Genomic DNA, 19,173 nt, shown 5'->3' with positions numbered 1-19,173 from the left:
GCCGATGGGCGCGTCGCAGAACCTGATGGAGCGCTGGAAGACGCTGCAGAAATGCGTCTGCGACGGCGCCCGGCTGATGGTGGGGCAGGGGGATTACGCGGCCTATGCCGAGCACATCCGCCGCACCCACCCGGACCAGCGGCCGATGAGCGAGGTGGAGTTCTTCCGCAACCGGGAGAACGCCCGCTTCGGCGTCGGCAACACCAGCGGCTTCCGCTGCTGCTGAGGCCGCCACGGAAAGAATCCCGGCGCCCGCGCGTTCCCACGCGCGGGCTGCTCTGTGTCCGCCGGAGGACGGGGACACGATGGTGGCGGAGCGAACCGACGATGCGCCGGAGCCGCGGGCGGTGAACACGGCCGAGCCCTGGGAGCGGGCCTACTGGGCGCGCCGCTTCATGGTGCCGGTGGAGCAGGTGGTGGCGGCGGTCGCCGCGGTCGGCGACGATCCGGCCCAGGTGGCGGCCCATCTCGGGCGCGACTGGCCGGGGCACGAGACCATCACCTGAGGCGCCTCCCGGCCGCGGGTCTTGACTCGGCCGGGACAATCGCCGTCCTTCCTGCGCGGGAGAACCGCATGAGCATCCTTCAGGACGCAATCCTTCGCTTCGGCCGCACGATCATGTCCTACGCGGGCGACGCCGTGTTCCTCGAGGCGGCAGTGTCGGCCGCGGCCAACGTGATCGTGGCCGACGGCGACATCGCCGAGGAGGAGGTCGAGTCGGCCATCGCCGGCATGCGGGCCAACCCGATCCTCGAGAAGTCCTACGACACCCTGCGCATCGAGCAGGAGCTCTACGAGGGCATCGCGCGGGCCAAGACCCGGGCCGGCCGGGTGGAGAACCTGCGCCTCGTCGGGGCGGTGGCCGACCGCGCACTCGAGCAGCGCCAGGACATCTTCCTGATCGCCGCGGACGTGGCCGACGCCGGCGGCGTGAAGGAGGCCGAGCACCGCGCGCTCAGTGAGATCGCCCAGAGCCTCGACGTGGACAAGGACGCGCTGCTGGGCTGAGGGCCGGCCGTGCGGCACGACGACCCGCCGATACGCCCCCGGACGGGGCGGACATCCTGCGGAAACAATCGTATCGCTGGTTGAATTGCCGGGCCCGGACGTCGCCCGGCGACCGGTAGCGACATGGGTCTCGTTCAGTACGCGCTGAAGTTCCGCATCACCGTCTACGTGCTCGCCGTGCTGATGATGCTCGGCGGCGCGGCGGCCGTCGTGACGACGCCCAAGGACGTGCTGCCCGTCGTCGACATCCCGGTCGTCGTGGTGGTCTGGACCTATACGGGCCTCTCGACGCCTGAGATGGAGCGGCGCGTCACCACCTACGCGGAGTTCTCGCTCTCCAACAACGTCAACAACATCAAGCGGATGGAATCGACCACCCTGCAGGGCACGGCGATCCAGAAGATCTACTTCGACGACGCGGTCAGCATCGATCTCGCGATCTCCCAGACCGTCTCGGCGATGAACTCGATCCGCGCCGCGATGCCGCCCGGCATCCAGCCGCCGATCGTGCTGCGCTTCTCCGCCTCCTCGGTGCCGGTGATCCAGCTCGCGCTCACCTCCACCAAGGAGAGCCTGACCAAGGTCAACGACTACGCCCAGTACCGCATCCGCCAGCGCCTGACGCAGGTGCCGGGCTCGACGCTGCCCTCGCCCTTCGGCGGCACCCCGCGCCAGATCATGGTCGATCTCGACCTGCACGCGCTCCAGGCGCTGGGGCTCACCGCCCTCGACGTCACCAACGCGATCTCCGCCCAGAACCTGACGATCCCCTCGGGGCTCGCCAAGATCGGCGAGCAGCAATACCCGATCCAGCTCAACGCCACGCCCGACGCCATCGAGGCGCTCAACGCCCTGCCGATCAAGACGGTGGCGGGCCAGCCGGTGCTGGTGCGCGACGTCGCCCAGGTCCGCGACGGCGGTCCGCCCCAGGTCAACGTGGTGCGGGCGGACGGCATCCAGTCGGTGCTGATGCGGGTGTTCAAGAACGGCACCGCCTCGACCCTCGACGTCGTCAACAACGTGAAGAAGGCGCTGCCCGAGATCCGCGCCGCGGCGCCGGACGGCCTGCAGATCAAGCCGCTCTTCGACCAGTCGGTCTTCGTCACCGCGGCGATCGAGGGCGTGCTGCACGAGGCGATGATCGCGGCCGGGCTCACCGGGCTGACCATCCTGCTCTTCCTCGGCTCCTGGCGCTCGACGCTGGTGGTGCTGATCTCGATCCCACTCTCGATCCTCACCTCGCTCGCGGTGCTGGCAGCCCTCGGCCAGACCATCAACGTGATGACGCTGGGCGGTCTCGCGCTCGCCATCGGCATCCTGGTGGACGACGCGACGGTCGCGGTCGAGAACACCTACCGGCTGTTCGAGGAGGGCGAGCCCTTCCGGAAATCTGTCGTCGAGGGCGCGGCCAGCATCGCCAAGCCGACGCTCATCTCGACGCTCTCGATCTGCGCGGCCTTCACCTCGGTCTTCGCGCTCGCCGACACGCCCCGCTACCTGTTCACCCCCCAAGCGCTCGCGGTCGTCTTCGCGATGCTGACCTCCTACCTCCTCTCGCGCACCCTGGTGCCGGTGCTGATCGACGTGCTGGTGGCGCGCGAGTACGCGCAGCACCACGGCGAAGGGGCCGAGCCGCCGCGCACCCGGATCGGGCGCGCACTCGGCCTCGTCGGCGGCCCGGTCGTCCGGGCGGCGGGTGCCTTCCGGCACGGCTTCGAGGCGCGGTTCAGTCGCTTCCACTGCGGCTATCTCGGGCTGCTGCACGCGGTGCTGGCCCGGCGCGCGGCCACGCTCGCCTCTGTCGGACTGATCTTCGCGGGCACGGGCGCGCTCTTCACCTTCGTCGGGCGGGACTACTTCCCGCAGGTGGCGTCGAGCCAGATCACCCTGCACCTGCGCACCCGCCCCGGCATGCGCATCGAGACCGCCGTGCAGACCTTCGCGGCGGTGCAGGCGGTCGTGCGGGAGGTCATTCCGGAGGGTGAGATCGAGCAGATCCTCGACAATATCGGCCTGCCCTCGAACAACTACAACTTCGCCTTCTCGGACGGCTCCTTCGTGGCCTACAACGACGGCCAGATGCTGATCAGCCTGAAGGAGGGCCACGGCTCGACGGCGCTCTACACCAAGCGCCTGCGCGAGGTGCTGCGCGAGCGCTTCCCCGACCTCGTGGTCTACACCCAGCCCTCCGACATCATCACGCAGATCCTCAATTTCGGCACGCTGGCGCAGATCGACATCCAGGTGTCCGGCCGCAATACGGAGAAGGACCTCGCGGTCGCCCAGAACATCGTGCGCCGCCTCAAGGAGGTGCCGGGCGCCGTCGACGTGCACCTGCACCAGATCGTCGGCACGCCGCAATTCTTCGTGGATGTCGACCGGCGCCTCGCCTCGGAACTCGGCCTGACGCAGCAGCAGATCGCGCAGGGGCTCAACGTCTCGCTGGCCGGCTCCTTCCAGGTCACGCCGAACTTCTGGTCGGACCCGAAGACCGGCATCCCCTACCAGCTCTGGGTGCAGACGCCGGAATACCGCAACGACTCGCTCACCGCCTTGCGCAACACGCCCCTGATGGTGCGCGCGGAGGGCGACCAGCCGGGCGTGCTCACGCTCCTCTCCAGCGTCGCCGATTTCCGCCGCCAGGGCATCCAGACGGTGATCAACCACGTCAACACCGCGCCGACCTTCAACGTCTACGCCTCGGTGCAGGATTCCGACCTCGGCTCGGTGGCGGCCGAGATCCGCAGGATCGTGGACGACGAGCAGAAGAACCTGCCGGCCCCCGACAAGATCACGGTCCGCGGCCAGATCGAGAACATGGACCAGGCCTTCTTCCGGCTCGGCATCGGCCTCTCGATCGCGCTGGTGGCCGTCTACCTCCTGATGGCGGTGAACTACCAGAGCTGGGGCGACCCGTTCGTGGTGCTGCTGGCGCTGCCGCTCGCTTTCTGCGGCATCGTCTTCAGCCTGTTCGTCACGGGCACCAGCTTCTCGATCCCCTCGCTGTTCGGCGCGATCATGTCGGTGGGCATTGCCTCCGCGAACTCGATCCTGCTCGTCACCTTCGCCCGCGAGCACCGGGAGGCGACGGGATGCTCGGCGCTGGAGGCGGCCCTGCTCGCGGGCGAGACGCGCCTGCGCCCGGTCCTGATGACGGCGGGCGCGATGTTCCTGGGCCTGATCCCGATGGCCCTCGGCACCGGCGAGGGCGGCGAGCAGAACGCGGCGCTCGCCCGCGCGGTGATGGGCGGCATCGCCTTCGGCACGCCGGCCACGCTGCTCTTCGTGCCCTTCCTCTACACGCTGCTGCGCGGCGCGCCCGTGCGGGCGCCGAGCGACTACCTCGAGGGGGCCGAGCCGGCGTGAGCCTCGACGCGGGGTGCCGCACACGGATGCGTCGGCCTCCCGTCCCGGATCCGCCCCCCGCCGAGGCTCGGGGCGCCCGGGGACAGGCGGGCTGCGGACCCGCTCAATCCTCGCAGCCGGTGCAGATGCTGTCCTCGATGCGCTCGATCGCGCGCTCCTCGCGACGCTGCGCGTCGGCCGAGGGCCGGTCGCGGGGCCCGAGCGCCGCGCCCGGCGGCTTCGTCACGCCCTCCCGGTCCGTGTAGGGCGCGGTGATCGTGGTGGTCGGTCTACCGCCGGTCCCGGTGAGGTCGGGGGCCTGGGCGTGAGCCGCGGCGGGCAGGTTGGCGAGAAGCAGGACGAGCGGAAGCGTCGGGCGGGCGAGCGGCATGGCGGACCTCCGTCGAACACGGCAGAAGTCTACCATGCGAGGGAGTACAGTAAATCCCGGTCTCAGCGCGGGCGGCGCAGGCCCGGTTTGCGGCGTTCGACTGTACGACGGAATACGCCGACCATCTCGAGATGGCTCGAATACCGGAACTGATCGACGGGCGTGACCGAATCGAGGCTGTAGCCGCCGGCCACCAGGGTGGCGGCGTCGCGCGCGAAGGTGCCGGCATCGCAGGCGACGCCGACGACCAGCGGCACGCGCGATTCGGCGAGCTGGTTCATCTGGGCCTCCGCGCCGGCCCGAGGCGGGTCGAGCACCACCGCGTCGTAGGCGTTGAGGTCGTGGGCGAGCAGCGGGCGGCGGAACAGGTCCCGGCGCTCGTGGGTGAGCCGGCGCAGGCCGCCCTGGGCCCGGACCGCCCGGTCGAGGCCGGCGAGCGGCCCGGCCTCGCCCTCGACCGCGTGGACCTCCGTGGTCCGCGCCATCGCGAGGCTGAACGGTCCGCAGCCCGCGAATAGGTCGGCGGCGCGTCGCGCCTTCTTCGGCAGGGCCTCGAGCACGAGGGCAGTCAGCGCCGCCTCGCCGGCCGCCGTCGCCTGCAGGAAGCCGCCCGGCGGCGGGTAGAGCCGGCCGGGGCCGGAGGCCACGCTCGGGGGCGTCCGCTCCACCACCACGTCCCCGTGCAGCGAGAGCCGGGCGAGGCGCAGCGTCTCGGCCAGGCGCACCAGGGCCGCGCGTACGCCGGCCGGGACCGGGCCGTGCCCGCGGATATCGACGTCGAGGCCCGGCTCCGTCGCCGTCACGGCGACGTCGAGGGGCTTGCGGCCGTGGCCCAGCGGCGCGCTCAGCGCCCGCGCGATCGCCGGGGCCGTGTGGAGCGCCGGCACCGTGATCGGGCAATGGTCGATCGCCACGAGGTCGTGGCTGCGCGCGGCCATCAGCCCGGCCTCGGCCCGGCCGTCCCGCTCGCGCACGTGCAGCGTGATGCGGCGCCGCCCCTCGCCGTGCGCGTCGATCAGCGCGCCGGGCTCGACCGCGAGGCCGGCCTGCGACAGGGCCTGGGCGAGGAGGCCCCGCTTCCAGGCGGCATAGGGCTCGGGCGCCAGATGCTGCACGGCGCAGCCGCCGCAGCGCCCGAAATAGGGGCAGAACGGCTCGACCCGATCGATGGATGCGGTCTCGACCGCCTCCAGCACGCCGCGCCCACCCTCGCGCCGGACGGCGACGCGCTCGCCCGGCAGCGCGCCCGCGACGGGGGTTCCGTCCTCGGCGATGCCGTCGCCGCGCGCACCCAGGCGGCCGATGGTGACGCTCTCGCTCATGTGGGATCCTCGAGGGTCGCGCGGCGGGCGCCGACCAGGAATTCGGTATTGCCGTCGCCGCCCTGGATCGGGGAGGGCAGGAGGCCGAGGACCGCGAAGCCGAGTTCGGCCAGGGCCGCCCGCACCTCTTCGCAGACCGCGGCGTGGACGGCGGGGTCGCGCACGATCCCGCCGCGCCCGACCCGCGCCCGCCCGGCCTCGAATTGCGGCTTGATCAGCGCGACGAGGTCCGTTCGCGGCGCGAGGAGGAAGGCCACTGCCGGAAGTACGAGGCGCAGCGCGATGAAGCTGACGTCGATCCCGCACAGATCCGGTACGGGATCGAGCGGGCCCGCGAGCGCGCGGATGTCGGTGCCCTCGCGGCAGGCGACGCGCGGGTCGGCCCGCAGCGAGGCGTGGAGCTGGTCGCGCCCGACATCGACCGCGTGGACGCGCGCCGCGCCGCGCCGCAGCAGCAGGTCGGTGAAGCCCCCCGTCGAGGCGCCGACGTCGAGCGCCGCGCGGCCCGCCGGATCGAGCCCGAAGGCGTCGAGCGCCGCCTCCAGCTTGAGGCCGCCGCGGGAGACGTAGGGGTGGGGCGCCTCGGCCTCGACCCGGGCCCCGGGGGGAATCGCCGCGGAGGCGCGGGCGAGCACGCGGCCGTTCACGCGCACGAGGCCTGCGGAGATCGCGGCCTGCGCCCGCGCCCGGCTCTCGAAATGCCCGTGCTCGACCAGGAAGCGGTCAGCCCTGAGGCGCTCGCCCGTCATCGTCCTCTCGTCGCCCGCGTGTTCGTCCCGCCCTGTCGGGGCGGGCAAGTCGGCCTAACTAGCCCGACACCGAGAGGAGAGCCATCGCATGACACGCATCCTGCCCCTGCTCGCGCTCGCCGCGGGCCTCGCGCCCGCCGCGGCGCTCGCCCAGGAGCCGGCCAAGCCCGGCGAGCAGACCAAGCCCGCCGAGCAGAGCAAGCCCGCCGAGCCCCAGGCCTACGAGACGCAGATCAGGAACAACAAGGGCGACACCATCGGCACCCTGAAGCTGCGCGACGGGGCCAACACCCTCGTCGCGCGGGTGACGATCCAGCCCGGCGGCCTGCCCCCCGGCTGGCACGGCATGCACTTCCACGCGGTCGGCGACTGCTCGGACACCGAGAAGTTCGAGAAGTCGAAGGCCCACGTGAACCACGACCAGAGCAAGCACGGCCTGCTCAACCCGGACGGGCCCGACGAGGGCGACCTGCCGAACCTCTTCGCGGGGCAGGACGGCTCGGCCAACGCCGAGGTGTCGAGCGAGACGCCGCTGACCGGCGAGGGCGGCCTGAAGGACGGCGACGGCTCGGCGCTGATCATCCACGCCAACGAGGACGACCACGCGAGCCAGCCCATCGGCGGCGCGGGCGCCCGGATCGGCTGCGCGGTGATCAAGTAGCAGGGCCTGACGCTTCAAGGCCCCGAACGCGAGCGGCCCCGGGGGAAGCCCCGGGGCCGCTCGTCCGTTCGGAGCCTGCCGCTCAGGCGTGGGCCAGCGCGCGCTTCTTGCCGAGCGCCTCCTCGACCGTGCCGGCGCCGTCGAGATAGCCGTGCACCTTCGGGTTCGGCATGATCAGCGAGGCCACGAAGGCGATCGCCAGCAGCACGGTGACGTACCAGAAGAAGGTCGATTCCATGCCGTTGTCCTTGAACCAGAGGGCGACGTACTCGGCCGTGCCGCCGAAGGTGGCGTTGGCGAGCGCGTAGGAGAGCCCGACGCCCAGCGCCCGCACCTTGGTGGGGAACAGCTCGGCCTTCACGATGCCCGAGATGCCCGTGTAGAAGCTCACCGCGAGCAGGCCGAGCGTGATCAGGCCGAAGGCGACGTAGGGGTTCTGGTTCGCGCCGATCGCCGTCATCAGCGGGACCACCATCACGGTGCCGAGGCCGCTATAGGCGATCATGTTGGCCTTGCGGCCGATCCGGTCCGAGAGCCAGCCGAAGAACGGCTGCACCGCCATGTAGACCAGGAGTACCGCCGTCATCGTGCGCGAGGCGACCGCCTTGTCCATGTGCGCGGTGTTGACGAGGTACTTCTGCATGTACGTCGTGAAGGTGTAGAACACCAGCGAGCCGCCGGCCGTATAGGCGAGCACGACGCAGAAGGCGCGCCAGTGCTTGAACAGCTCGCTGAAGGTGCCGGCATCCTCCTTGTCGGAGCCCCCGGTCTCGGCGAGCGAGCGGCGCAGGTAGAGCGCCACGACCGCGGCCGCCGCGCCGATGAAGAACGGGATGCGCCAGCCCCAGGCCGTGATCTGCTCGGCGGGCATCACGGATTGCATGGTGATGAGGACGAGCGAGGCCAGGAGCTGGCCGCCGATCAGCGTGACGTACTGGAACGAGGCGAAGAAGCCGCGATGGCCCTTGATCGCCACCTCGCTCATGTAGGTCGCGCTGGTGCCGTACTCGCCGCCCACCGACAGGCCCTGCAGCATGCGGGCGAGGAGGAGCAGGAGCGGGGCGAGGGAGCCGACGGTCTCGTAGGTCGGCAGGATGCCGATCATCAGCGAGCCGAAGCACATCATCAGCACCGAGATGACCATCGAGGTCTTGCGGCCTACGCGGTCGGCGATGCGGCCGAACAGCCAGCCGCCGATCGGGCGCATGAAGAAGCCGACCGCGAAGATGCCGGCGGTCTGCAGGAGCTGGCTGGTGGAATCGCCCTTCGGGAAGAAGGCCGGTGCGAAGTAGAGGGCGAAGAAGGCGTAGGTGTAGAAGTCGTACCACTCGACCAGATTGCCCGATGACGAGCCGACGATGGCCTTGATGCGGCGGCGGCGGTCGGCCGCGACATCCGCCGCCGTCGGGGCGATTCCGATCGAGTCTGACATGGCGTCTCCCTGGCCCGCGGCCGCGGGCAGCCCTTTTTCGTGGCCGACGGGGTAGCATGCGGAACCGGCGCGCGAACAGGGCGCCGCGCCCCCGAGGGAACGTCGCGCGCGTGACGGGTCGCGAAGTGTCACGCGCGGCGGTGTTCGATATTCGAACGGGGTGTGCTGCCGATCGGGCCGCGCCCGCCGTCCTCAGCGGTGTCCGTCGAGAAGCCGCGAGACCACGCGGGCGGTGTAGTCGACCATCGGCACGATGCGGGCGTAGTTCAGCCGCGTCGGGCCGATCACCCCGACGACGCCGACGATCTTCTGCTGCCCGTCGCGGAAGGGCGCGGCGATCATCGACGAGCCGGAGAGCGAGAACAGCTTGTTCTCGGAGCCGATGAAGATCCGCACCCCGTCGCCGTCCTCGGCGCGGGCGAGCAGGTCGATCACGTCCTTCTGGGTCTCCAGGTCGTTGAAGAGCAGGCGGATGCGTTCCAGGTCCTCGGCCGCCCGCAGGTCGTCGAGCAGGTTCGCCTGGCCGCGCACGATGAGCTGGCGCGCCTCCGACGGGCCGACCGTGGTCGCGAGCCCGGCATCGACCAGCCGCTCGGTGATCGCGTCGAGTTCGCGCTTCATCGCCTGCCGGTCGGCCTCGATCTGCTGGCGCAGGCTGCCGAGCGTGCGGCCCTGCAGCCGGGCGTTGAGGTAGTTCGAGGCCTCCTGCAGGGCGCCGGCCGGCAGGCCCGGCGGCAGGTCGAGCAGGCGGTTCTCGACGGAGCCGTCGTTGGAGACCAGCACCACGAGGGCGCGGGCCGGATCGAGGCGCACGAACTCGATATGCTTGAGATGCACGTTCGACTTCGTGGTGAGCACCACGCCCGCGCCGCGCGAGATGCCGGAGAGCAGGATCGAGGCCTCGGCCAGCGCCGACTCGAAGGTGTGCCCGGAGGCGGCCGCCCGCATCTGCGCCTCGATGCGCTCCTGCTCGTCGCGGCCGACATCGCCGAGCTCCATCATCGCGTCGACGAAGAAGCGCAGCCCGAGCTCGGTGGGCAGGCGCCCGGCCGAGGTGTGGGGCGCGAAGATCAGCCCGGAATGTTCGAGGTCCGACATCACGTTGCGGATCGAGGCCGGCGACAGCCCCATCGGCAGGATGCGCGCGAGGTTGCGCGAGCCGACCGGCTCGCCGGTCGTCAGGTAGCTCTCCACGATCTGGCGGAAGATCTCGCGGGCGCGCTCGTTGAGGACGTTGAGCGGCGGGGCCGGGGCGGGGAGGGGGTTCTGGTCTGTCACGGCTTTGATCCTGGGCCGGCGATTGTGTCGGTAGGGCGGCGCGCGATCAATCGGGCGGCATCCCGGAACTTTCCGGCCCTGGCAGCACGAAAGCGTGGGACGGAACCGGGCCGGCATGCGTTGTCAGGGTAGGGCGCCGGACGAACCGGGGCCCCTGTACGACGCGTTCAAGGGAGACCAACGCATGCGCCTCGGTGCACGATCGATCCTCGTCAAACTCGCCGCCGTCTTCCTGCTCCTTGCCGGGCTCGGCGTCACGGTCGCGCCCCGCGTGGCCGAGGCCGCGCCGCTCGCCGTCCCGTCGGCCGTCGAGGCGCCCGCCTCGGGCCTGGAGACGGTGCAGTTCCGCCACCATCACCGGCACCCCGGCATGCACCGCGGCTGGCACCATCGCCGCCACTTCCACCGCCATCATCACCGGCACTTCCGGCCGCACCACTGGCGCGGGCACCACCATCATCACCGCCGCGGCTTCTACCGCTACTGAGGCTGCCTCATAGGCCTCCGCCGCGGGGGCGGGTTGCCGCCCGCGCCCGCGGCCCTTAAGAGCCCGGCCTCGATCATCGATGGAGGAGCGGGTCATGCGGCCCTCGAAGCGCGCGCCGGACGAGCTGCGCAAGGTCACGCTCGAGCGCGCCGTGGCGCGCTACGCCGAAGGCTCCTGCCTCGTCAGCTTCGGCGAGACCAAGGTGCTCTGCACGGCCTCGCTGGAGGAGCGCGGCCCCCCCTGGCTGCGCGGCTCCGGCAAGGGCTGGGTCACGGCCGAGTATTCCATGCTGCCGCGCGCCACCCACACCCGGACGCGCCGCGAGATCTCCTCGGGCAAGCCGTCGGGCCGCACGCACGAGATCCAGCGCCTGATCGGCCGGTCCCTGCGCGCCGTCACCAACCTGCCGGCGATCGGCGAGCGCCAGATCACGGTCGATTGCGACGTGATCCAGGCCGACGGCGGCACCCGCACGGCGGCGATCACCGGCGCCTGGGTGGCGCTGCACGAGTGCTTCACCTGGATGCGCGGGCGCTCGATCATCTCGGTCGATCCGCTGCGCGACCACGTCGCGGCGGTCTCCTGCGGCATCTCGAAGGGCACGCCGGTGCTCGACCTCGACTACGCCGAGGATTCGGCCGCCGAGACCGACGCCAACTTCGTGATCACGGGCTCGGGCGGACTCGTCGAGGTCCAGGGCACCGCCGAGGGCGCGCCGTTCTCGGAGGCCGAACTCCTCGACCTGCTGCGCCTCGCCAAGGCGGGCGTGTCCGACCTCGTCGCCCTCCAGAAGCAGGCGATCGCCGCGTGAGCCGGATCCTCTCGGGCAAGGTCGTGATCGCGACCCACAACGCCGGCAAGCTCGTCGAGATGCGCGAGCTTCTGGCCCCCTTCGGCGTGGAGGCCGTCTCGGCGGGCGAACTCGGGCTCCCTGAACCCGACGAGACCGGCACGATGTTCGCCGAGAACGCGGCCATCAAGGCGCACGCTGCCGCCCAAGCCTCGGGGCTTCCCGCCTTCGCGGACGATTCGGGCCTGTGCGTCGATGCGCTCGACGGCGCGCCCGGCATCTTCTCGGCGCGCTGGGCCGGCGCGGCGAAGGATTTCTCCGGCGCGATGGCGCGCATCCTCTCCGAACTCGACCGGCGCGGCGCCACCGACCGGCGGGCGCACTTCGTCTCCGCCCTGGTGCTCGCTTGGCCGGACGGCCACGCCGAGCTGTTCGAGGGCCGGGTCTTCGGCGATCTCGTCGCGCCCCGCGGCGCGGCGGGCTTCGGCTACGACCCGATGTTCCGGCCCGAAGGGTTCGAGCGGACCTTCGGCGAGATCTCGTCGGAGGAGAAGCACGGGGTCGATTGGCAAAGCGGCGACGCGCTCTCGCACCGGGCCCGCGCCTTCGTGGCGCTCGCCGCCGCCTGCCTGCGGCGGCCGGGCTGATTGCGGACCGACGCGCCACCCCTCACATCCAGCCGATGACCGCCTACCCCGAGCACCCGACCCGCGACGCGGGGTTCGGGGTCTACCTGCACTGGCCCTTCTGCGCCGCGAAGTGCCCGTACTGCGACTTCAACAGCCATGTCCGCCACGTACCCCCGGACGAGGCGCGCTTCCTCGCGGCCTTCCGGGCGGAGATCGCGCATGTCGCCGCGCGCACGCCGGGGCGGCGGGTCTCCAGCGTCTTCCTCGGCGGCGGCACGCCCTCCCTGATGCGCCCCGAGACCGTGGCCGGGCTGATCGAGGCGGTCGATGCCGCCTGGGGCATCCTGCCCGGGGCCGAGATCACGCTCGAGGCCAACCCGACGAGCGTCGAGGCCGGTCGCTTCCGGGGCTACCGCGCGGCGGGCGTCAACCGGGTCTCGCTCGGCGTGCAGGCGCTCGACGACGCCGCCCTGAAGGCGCTCGGCCGCCTCCACAGCGCGGCCGAGGCCTTCGCGGCGGTCGAGATCGCGCAGGCGACCTTCGCCCGCACCTCCTTCGACCTGATCTACGCGCGGCCGGGCCAGACGCCGGCGGCGTGGCGCACGGAGCTCGCCGAGGCGATCCGGCGCGCGGCCGAGCACCTCTCGCTCTACCAGCTGACCATCGAGCCCGGCACGCCCTTCTATGGCCTCGCGGCGGCCGGCCGACTGGTGCCGCCGGACGAGGAGAGCGCGCGCATCCTCTACGACGTGACCCAGGAGGTCTGCGGCGCCGCGGGCCTGCCGGCCTACGAGATCTCGAACCACGCCAGGGCGGGGGCCGAATCGCGCCACAACCTGCTCTACTGGCGCTACGGCGAGTACGCGGGCATCGGCCCCGGCGCGCACGGCCGCCTCGTCACCGCGGCGGGCCGGCTCGGCACCGTCACCGAGCGGGCGCCGGAGGCGTGGCTGGCGCGGGTGGAGGCGGAGGGGCACGGCATCGCCGAGACGGAGGCGATCGCCGGATCCGACCAGGCCGACGAGTTCCTGATGATGGGCCTGCGCCTCGCCGAGGGCATCGATCCGGCCCGCTACGCGGCGCTCAAGGGCCGCCCGCTCGACGCCGCCCGCCTCGACGCGCTGGTCGCGGACGGGCTGGTGGCCCGGCTCGCCGCAGGACGCATCGCCGCGACCGCCCGCGGCGCGCCGGTGCTGAACGCCCTGGTGGCCGAACTCGCGGCGTGATCGACGCGCCAGCTTACCACGTCGGGCGACGCGCATCCCCTCTCCCCGCACGCGGGGAGAGGGGATTGGCGCCCGATCAGGGAGGTGTGTGCCCATCGGGCTGCCCGGCGAAACCGCGCCGCCCCGCGAGCGCAAGCGCCCCGCTCAGGTCCCCGGCTTGCCCAGCGCCCGCGGGGCCGGGCTCATCACCGTCACGGCGTTGTTGCGGATCTCGTAGACCGCGAGCGACCGCTCGCTGAGCCCTTCCGGCATCAGCCGGAAGGTGCCGTCCGTGCCGGCGAAGCCCGCGCCCGTGGTCAGCGTCTCCTCGGCGAAGCGCTGGCTGCCGTAGCGGCGGGTCAGCGCGGCCGCGAGCGAGACCGCGTCGTAGGCGAGCGAGGCGACCCGCGGCGGGTTCGTCCCGAAGCGCGCCTGATAGCGGCCGGCGAAGCCCGCGAACCCCGCCGTGTCGGGCGCCGCGAAGCGCCCGCCCTGCAGGGCGGGCAGGGCGAAGAGGCGCGGCTCGTTCCACACCGCCGTGCCGACCGGGCGCACCCTGCCCGGCGCGTAGCCGGCCTTCGTCAAGGCGGCTGCGAGCGCGGGCATCCCGTCCGCGGTCTCGGGCAGGAACAGCGCGTCCGCCTGCGGGGCCGGCCCGGCGATGACGCGGGCGAGCCGCTCGACCGCCGGGCCCGGCGCGCCGGCCGGGTAGCGCTCGATGGCCACGACCCGCGCGCCCTTGCGCGCCACCGCCTCGCGGAACTGCGCCTCGACGGCGTTGCCGTAGGCGGTCTCGGGAATCAGCGCCGCGAAGGAGCGCTTGCCGTCGGCGACCGAGGCGTCGACGATCCGGTCGACCTCCGGCTGGGGCAGGAAGCTGAGGAGGTAGACGCCGCGCGCCGCCACCGCCGCGTCGGTCGAGAAGGCGATGACCGGCTTGCCGGCGTTGCGCGCCGGGAGCGCCGCGGCCTGGACGTTGGCGGCGAAGACCGGCCCGAGCACGAGGTCGGCGCCCTCCGCCAGCGCCGCCTGCACCGCCTCGCGCGCGCCCTCGGGGCTGGCGCGGTCGTCCTTCACCAGGATCTGGAGGTCGGGCTGCTGGAACTCCTCGTAGGCGAGTTCGGCGGCGTTGCGCATGGCCGCGCCGAGGGCGGAGCCCTGGCCGGAGAGCGGCAGGATCAGCGCCACCTTCACGGTGCCGGAACCGATGCGTCCCGCGCCCGCGCCGGGCAGGCCGGGGGCGGCCGGCAGCGCCTCGGCCTGGGGCGGCGGCGCGCCGCGCACGGCGCGAGGACCGTCGGGTCCGCCGATGCAGGCGGCCAAGGGCAGCGCCAGGGCGCCGAGCAGGGCGAGCCGGCCGAGAAGCCCCGGGCCGGGTCCCGGCAGCTTTGGGCGCGCCATCGCGGATCTCCTTGGCGGTCAGGTCGCCCCAACGCTAAAGTCTGCCGGTGAAAAGTAAACGCGCGCGCCGGAAAGGGACCGCGTTCTCCCCGTGTCCGTGGCATTGTCGCCGCAATGAGCCAGCGCCCCGACCCCGCCCGCCGCCCGCCCGGCACCGCGTCCCGCCGCGAGGGCCCGACCACCTTCACGGCCTTCGGGCTGGCCAGCGAGGCCGAGCCGCTCGCGCCCGGGCTCCACGTGGTGGCGACCCCGATCGGCAACCTGCGCGACATCACCATCCGGGCGCTCGCGACGCTGGCAGCCGCCGACGCGGTGCTGGCCGAGGATACCCGCGTCACGCGCACGCTGCTCGCCCATTACGGCATCACGACCCCGCTCCTCGCCTACCACGAGCACTCGACGGATGCCGTGCGCGCCCGGATGGTCGAGCGCCTGCGGGAGGGGCAGGCCCTGGCCCTGGTCTCGGATGCGGGCACGCCGCTCGTCTCGGATCCGGGCTTCAAGCTCGTCCAGGCGGCGATCGAGGCGGGCATCCCGGTGACACCCGTGCCCGGTGCCTCCGCGGTGATGACGGCCCTCGTCGCCGCCGGCCTGCCGACCGACCGCTTCTTCTTCGAGGGCTTCCTGCCCCAGAAGGCGGGTGCCCGGCGCAACCGCCTGGAGGCGCTCACCGGCCTGCCCGGCACGCTGGTGCTGTTCGAATCGCCCCACCGCCTGCCCGAGATGCTCGCCGACGCCGCCGAGGTGCTGGGTCCCGAGCGGCCCGCGGCCGTGACGCGGGAACTGACGAAGCTCTACGAGACGGTCCGGCGCGGGACGCTCGGCCACCTCTCCGCCCTCTTCGCCGAGGAGGGGGCGCCCAAGGGCGAGATCGTCGTCCTGATCGGCACGGGTCCGGAGGCCGCGCCGGAGGCGGACGGCGACGCGGCGCTCGACGCCGCGCTCCGCACGGCGCTCGCCCGCCACTCGATCAAGGACGCGGCGAGCCTGGTCTCCGACGAGACCGGACTGAAGCGGCGCCTCGTCTACGCGCGCGCCCTGGCGCTCAGCCGGCAGGATACGGGAGGCGAGGCGGGAGATGGACCGGACGACGCCTGAGCGGAGCGCCCGCCGCCGGGCCTATGCCAGCGGGCGCCGGGCGGAATGGATCGCGCTCGCGTGGCTGATGCTGAAGGGCTACCGGCCGCTCGACCTGCGGGTCGCGCTCGCGGGCGGTGAGATCGACCTCGTGGTGCGCCGCGGCGGCACCCTGGCCTTCGTCGAGGTGAAGGCCAGGGCTGAGCTGCGCGCGGCCCGGGAGGCGATCGACGCGCGCAAGCGCCGGCTGTTCTCGCGGGCGGTGCGGGCGTGGCTGGCGCGGCACCCGGCCTGCACCGGCCTCACCCTGCGGGCCGACGCGGTCTTCCTGGGACGGGGCGCCTGGCCGGAGCACGTGCCCGACGCCTTCGCGATCGAGGGGACGTGAGGCGCCCGGAGCCTCAGCCCCGCGCGGTGCGAATCGCCGAGATCAGCGTGCGCTTGAGGTCGGCCTGACTGAAGGGCTTCTGCACCACGGGCCGGTCGCGGAACGGCTCGCGGATGCCTGCGCCGCCGTAGCCCGTGGAGAAGATCAGCGGCAGGGCGCGCTTGGCGATGGTCTCGGCGACCGGGTAGATCGGCTCGCCCGCGACGTTCACGTCGAGGATCGCCACGTCGAAGCTCTCGCCCTCGGCCATCTCGAGCGCGGTGGCGAGCCGGGCGGCTGGCCCGACGACGTCGCAGCCGAAATCGAGCAGCATGTCTTCCAGCAGCATCGAGATCGCCGCCTCATCCTCCACGACGAGGACGCGGGCGCCCTGAAGGATGTCCTCGTTCGGTTCCGCAGTCACGCCGAGATGTCTTTCCTTCGATCTCGCCCCGAGACTCGGAGCCCTGCCGTGCGGTTGGTGCCGAACCGCGGAGGCAGCGGCCGTAACCCTCCGAAACGCGAACCCGCGGAGCCGGAGCGGACCTGCGGGATAGCCTGAGCCGTCGCCTGGAAAGCCGAGCGTGTCAAGCGCTCCGGAGCTTGGCGGCCCCGCGACCGAAAGGCAATGTTACGCCCTGATACATTTTGTCCGAGGACGCGGCGAAGCTGCCTCCATCGGGGCCGTCTCAGCCGTCCTTGAAGCTCACGCGGGCGCCCTTGGCGACGTGCAGCCCGAGGTCGCGCGCGTCCCAGTTGGTGAGCCGGATGCAGCCGTGGGACTCGGTCTTGCCGACGTTCTCCGGCTCCGGCGTGCCGTGGATGCCGTAGGACTCGATAGCCAGGTCGATCCAGACCGCGCCGACCGGGTTGTTCGGCCCTGCCTTGACGGTGAACTTCCGGCGCGCCTTCACGCCCTTGAACCCGTATTTGGGGTTGTAGGTATAGGTCGGGTCGAAGGCGACGCGGGTCACCTTGGTCTCGCCGCTCGGCGCCGGCTTCTCGGCGCTGCCGATCGAGGCCGGGTAGTAGGCGAGCAGCGTGCCCTCCTTGTCGAAGGCGCGCACGTCGCGGCTGCCCTTGTCGACCTCGATGCGCTCCACCTTCGGCTCCTGCGGGAGCGCCTTCGGGTTCGGCCGCCCGCCCTCCAGCGGCGTCACCGCCGCGACGAGGAGCACCGTGCCGGGCTTGTCGAAGGGCTTGCCGGGGTTGAGCGCGCTCAGGAGGTCGCGGCTCATGTGGAAGCGCTCGGCCAGCATCTCGCGGGCGTTGGTGTAGCCGAGGTCGTCGAGTTCGGCCTGCTTCTCCAACTCGCGCGGCACCCGCTCCACGAACGGCGTCTTCGCGTCGTCCTCGCTGACCGTGTACTCCGTGACGACGGGCTTCGAATCCGCCCGCAGCTTTTCAAGCAGCGCGGGCGTCGGCGCGCGCGTGGCGGGCAGCCCCTGCGCCGCCGCGTAGGCCGCGATCGCGCCCTTGAGGTTGTCGCCGTCCCGGCCGTCGATCGCGCCGGGGGAGAAGCGGGCCCGATCGAGCAGGACCTGAACCTTCACGAGGAGCGGGTCGGGGCGCTCGGTCCTGGTGGCCGTCTTCCGGTCCGAAGCCTTCCCGGCCTTGTCCGCGGCCTTGTCCCCGCCGGCTTCGGCCGGGAGCGCCGCGTCGTTGATCGCCCCGGCGGTGAGCGGCGGCAGTTCGGGCGCCTTGGGTGGGGTCTTCCGGGCGGCGGCCGTGCCGGAGAGCGCCGCCAGCGCGAGGGCGGCGAGGCCCGCCCGCATCGAGAACCCCTGCATCATCCCCGTCCGAGACTCCGGGAGCGTGGCGCTCCGCGGCGATAAAGTCCCGGGCCGGGGCGAACGTTCCGCGGCCCCGCGGCCCTACTGGCAGAGGCGGTGGCCGGCGTTGCGCTCGCGCTCGTCGAGGTGGAGGTGGTCGGCGTGGGCGGCGTTCGAGCCCGGCCCCAGCACGGTGCGGAAGAACGCGCAGGCCCGGCCCCGCACGGCGTCGAGGAAACGGCCCTCGTCCGAGCCGGCGGGCTTGGCGGCGACCGTGACCGGCGCCCGTCCCTCGAGGCCGAAGCTCATCACGTCGATGCCGTTGGCGAAGGCGTGCTCGCTGAGCTTGGCCTCGACGTCGTGGTTCTGGCCGCGGCACTCGTAGGAAGTGCCGATCGCGATCGACCGCAGCGGCTGCTTCAGCTCGCGCTCGGCCGCGACCTGCGCCTCGGTCGCCCAGCGCGCCAGCGCCTCCGCGGCCGTGCAGGTCAGCGTCGCCGATTGCGGCAGGGCGACCCCGTCGAGCGCGGTCAGCTTCAGGGGCAGCGGCGCGCCGCACTGGCCGTTCGCGATCGCGGGCAGGGGCTCGAAGCGCGCGCCGAGCCGCGCGAGGCGGGTGCGGCAGGCCGCGTCGTCGGGGGCCGAGACCTTGAGGGCGAGCGCCGCCTCCCCGGAGAGTTCGGGCGGCCGCGCCGGGGGCAGGGGGGTGGGCTGGGCGGCCTCGGGTTTCCCTGATTCCGCGGTCGGTGCGGGGCCCTCGGGCTTCGCGTCCAGCTTTCCGTCGGGCTTCGTGTCCGCCTGAACGGCGGGCGTCAGCTCGGCCGGCCGCTCCGGCGGCGTCGGCGCCGCCTTGATCGCCTCCCCGGGCGGAGGCGGGGGCGTCAGGTCCTGCGGGCGTTCCGGCGGGATCGGCGGCGGCAATGGAACGCTGGCGGCCGGCGCGTCCTGCGGCGCGGCGCGACCGGGGAGGGGGGTGGCGAGGAGCAGGGCGAGGGCACAGGCCGTTCCGGTACGGGCGGCGAGGAACTTCGCGCGCTCCCTCCTTCCCCCCTCTGCGGGACTTCGTCCCGACCGACCCGGCCTTACGGCCGGCCCACCCTCTCCCGCAGAGGGCGGAGGGAGAGTCGCGCACATGGATTTGGTGCCGCCCGGTTGCCGGCGCAGTGTCATGGCGTCTCCTCCCGGGCGCGTGCCGGCACGCAGCCTTCGCCCCGAACGATCGGGCGCCGCACCCGCCGCGGCAAGGGCGCGGCTGCAA

The 19,173-nt window shown here is 72.6% G+C and carries 20 protein-coding genes; 11 read left to right on the top strand and 9 right to left on the bottom strand.

Annotation, left to right across the window (positions count from 1 at the left end; all coding sequences use genetic code 11):
• Positions 1–4: 4 nt before the first annotated feature.
• The 4 genes from MFF56_RS15190 (at position 5) to MFF56_RS15175 (ending at position 4,375) form a co-directional block, all read left to right on the top strand.
• Positions 5–226: a YbdD/YjiX family protein gene (locus MFF56_RS15190; RefSeq protein WP_066923942.1), complete on the top strand. Its 222-nt coding sequence runs from the start codon at positions 5–7 to the stop codon at positions 224–226.
• Positions 227–305: 79 nt separating this feature from the next.
• Positions 306–506, top strand: coding sequence for a DUF3606 domain-containing protein (locus MFF56_RS15185; RefSeq protein WP_066923944.1), 201 nt, complete (start codon positions 306–308; stop codon positions 504–506).
• Positions 507–574: 68 nt separating this feature from the next.
• Positions 575–1,009, top strand: coding sequence for a tellurite resistance TerB family protein (locus MFF56_RS15180; RefSeq protein ID WP_066923946.1), 435 nt, complete (start codon positions 575–577; stop codon positions 1,007–1,009).
• Between the two features lie 123 nt (positions 1,010–1,132).
• Entirely contained in the window at positions 1,133–4,375 is a 3,243-nt protein-coding gene (locus MFF56_RS15175; protein WP_066923948.1) for an efflux RND transporter permease subunit, read from the top strand.
• A 103-nt stretch (positions 4,376–4,478) separates the two neighbouring features.
• Here the strand turns inward: MFF56_RS15175 and MFF56_RS15170 are convergent, their stop codons facing one another.
• The 3 genes from MFF56_RS15170 to MFF56_RS15160 form a co-directional block, all read right to left on the bottom strand.
• The gene (locus tag MFF56_RS15170) at positions 4,479–4,745 is read right to left on the bottom strand and encodes a hypothetical protein (RefSeq protein WP_066923952.1); all 267 of its coding nucleotides are present in this window, start codon (positions 4,743–4,745) and stop codon (positions 4,479–4,481) included.
• 62 nt (positions 4,746–4,807) lie between these two features.
• The gene (locus MFF56_RS15165) at positions 4,808–6,067 is read right to left on the bottom strand and encodes a class I SAM-dependent RNA methyltransferase (protein WP_066923954.1); all 1,260 of its coding nucleotides are present in this window, start codon (positions 6,065–6,067) and stop codon (positions 4,808–4,810) included.
• On the bottom strand, positions 6,064–6,816 hold the full coding sequence (locus MFF56_RS15160; protein WP_066923956.1) for a TlyA family RNA methyltransferase: 753 nt from the start codon (positions 6,814–6,816) through the stop codon (positions 6,064–6,066). The genes MFF56_RS15165 and MFF56_RS15160 overlap by 4 nt, the downstream gene beginning before the upstream one ends.
• Positions 6,817–6,904: 88 nt before the next feature.
• Between MFF56_RS15160 and MFF56_RS15155 the strand changes: the two genes are divergently transcribed.
• Positions 6,905–7,477 carry a superoxide dismutase family protein gene (locus MFF56_RS15155; protein WP_066923958.1) on the top strand — a complete coding sequence of 191 codons (573 nt, stop codon included), beginning with the start codon at positions 6,905–6,907 and terminating at the stop codon, positions 7,475–7,477.
• An 82-nt stretch (positions 7,478–7,559) separates the two neighbouring features.
• Here MFF56_RS15155 and MFF56_RS15150 read toward each other — a convergent pair whose 3' ends face one another.
• Positions 7,560–8,909, bottom strand: a complete 1,350-nt coding sequence (locus MFF56_RS15150; RefSeq protein ID WP_066923960.1) for an MFS family transporter — start codon at positions 8,907–8,909, stop codon at positions 7,560–7,562.
• Positions 8,910–9,101: 192 nt separating this feature from the next.
• The gene (hrcA, locus tag MFF56_RS15145) at positions 9,102–10,187 is read right to left on the bottom strand and encodes a heat-inducible transcriptional repressor HrcA (protein WP_156453820.1); all 1,086 of its coding nucleotides are present in this window, start codon (positions 10,185–10,187) and stop codon (positions 9,102–9,104) included.
• Positions 10,188–10,371: 184 nt separating this feature from the next.
• On the opposite strand from hrcA, the gene MFF56_RS15140 reads away from it, so the two are divergent.
• The 4 genes from MFF56_RS15140 to hemW all read left to right on the top strand — a co-directional run bounded on the left by MFF56_RS15140 (position 10,372) and on the right by hemW (position 13,319).
• Entirely contained in the window at positions 10,372–10,674 is a 303-nt protein-coding gene (locus MFF56_RS15140; protein ID WP_066923962.1) for a hypothetical protein, read from the top strand.
• Between the two features lie 94 nt (positions 10,675–10,768).
• Positions 10,769–11,485: a ribonuclease PH gene (gene rph, locus MFF56_RS15135; RefSeq protein WP_066923966.1), complete on the top strand. Its 717-nt coding sequence runs from the start codon at positions 10,769–10,771 to the stop codon at positions 11,483–11,485.
• Positions 11,482–12,111 carry an RdgB/HAM1 family non-canonical purine NTP pyrophosphatase gene (gene rdgB, locus MFF56_RS15130; protein WP_238230301.1) on the top strand — a complete coding sequence of 210 codons (630 nt, stop codon included), beginning with the start codon at positions 11,482–11,484 and terminating at the stop codon, positions 12,109–12,111. The genes rph and rdgB overlap by 4 nt, the downstream gene beginning before the upstream one ends.
• Before the next feature lie 35 nt (positions 12,112–12,146).
• A complete protein-coding gene (gene hemW / locus MFF56_RS15125; protein ID WP_066922458.1) occupies positions 12,147–13,319 on the top strand; it encodes a radical SAM family heme chaperone HemW in 1,173 nt (390 codons plus the stop codon).
• A 144-nt stretch (positions 13,320–13,463) separates the two neighbouring features.
• On the opposite strand, the gene MFF56_RS15120 is transcribed toward hemW, so the two are convergent.
• Complete coding sequence (locus tag MFF56_RS15120) at positions 13,464–14,699, bottom strand: penicillin-binding protein activator (RefSeq protein ID WP_238230299.1); 1,236 nt, start codon at positions 14,697–14,699, stop codon at positions 13,464–13,466.
• Positions 14,700–14,813: 114 nt separating this feature from the next.
• Here MFF56_RS15120 and rsmI point away from each other — a divergent pair, with 114 nt between their 5' ends.
• On the top strand, positions 14,814–15,797 hold the full coding sequence (gene rsmI / locus MFF56_RS15115) for a 16S rRNA (cytidine(1402)-2'-O)-methyltransferase (RefSeq protein WP_238230297.1): 984 nt from the start codon (positions 14,814–14,816) through the stop codon (positions 15,795–15,797).
• Entirely contained in the window at positions 15,778–16,164 is a 387-nt protein-coding gene (locus MFF56_RS15110; protein WP_066918150.1) for a YraN family protein, read from the top strand. The genes rsmI and MFF56_RS15110 overlap by 20 nt, the downstream gene beginning before the upstream one ends.
• 13 nt (positions 16,165–16,177) lie before the next feature.
• Here MFF56_RS15110 and MFF56_RS15105 read toward each other — a convergent pair whose 3' ends face one another.
• The 3 genes from MFF56_RS15105 to MFF56_RS15095 all read right to left on the bottom strand — a co-directional run bounded on the left by MFF56_RS15105 (position 16,178) and on the right by MFF56_RS15095 (position 18,836).
• Positions 16,178–16,567, bottom strand: coding sequence for a response regulator (locus MFF56_RS15105; RefSeq protein ID WP_066918148.1), 390 nt, complete (start codon positions 16,565–16,567; stop codon positions 16,178–16,180).
• Between the two features lie 265 nt (positions 16,568–16,832).
• The gene (locus MFF56_RS15100; RefSeq protein ID WP_082772799.1) at positions 16,833–17,933 is read right to left on the bottom strand and encodes a L,D-transpeptidase; all 1,101 of its coding nucleotides are present in this window, start codon (positions 17,931–17,933) and stop codon (positions 16,833–16,835) included.
• Positions 17,934–18,017: 84 nt separating this feature from the next.
• Positions 18,018–18,836, bottom strand: coding sequence for an extensin-like domain-containing protein (locus MFF56_RS15095; RefSeq protein ID WP_373324084.1), 819 nt, complete (start codon positions 18,834–18,836; stop codon positions 18,018–18,020).
• Between the last annotated feature and the right edge of the window lie 337 nt (positions 18,837–19,173).

The sequence above is a fragment of the Methylobacterium hispanicum genome (genome assembly GCF_022179285.1).
Taxonomy (GTDB): domain Bacteria; phylum Pseudomonadota; class Alphaproteobacteria; order Rhizobiales; family Beijerinckiaceae; genus Methylobacterium; species Methylobacterium hispanicum.
This window is presented reverse-complemented; position numbering and strand designations above follow the sequence as displayed.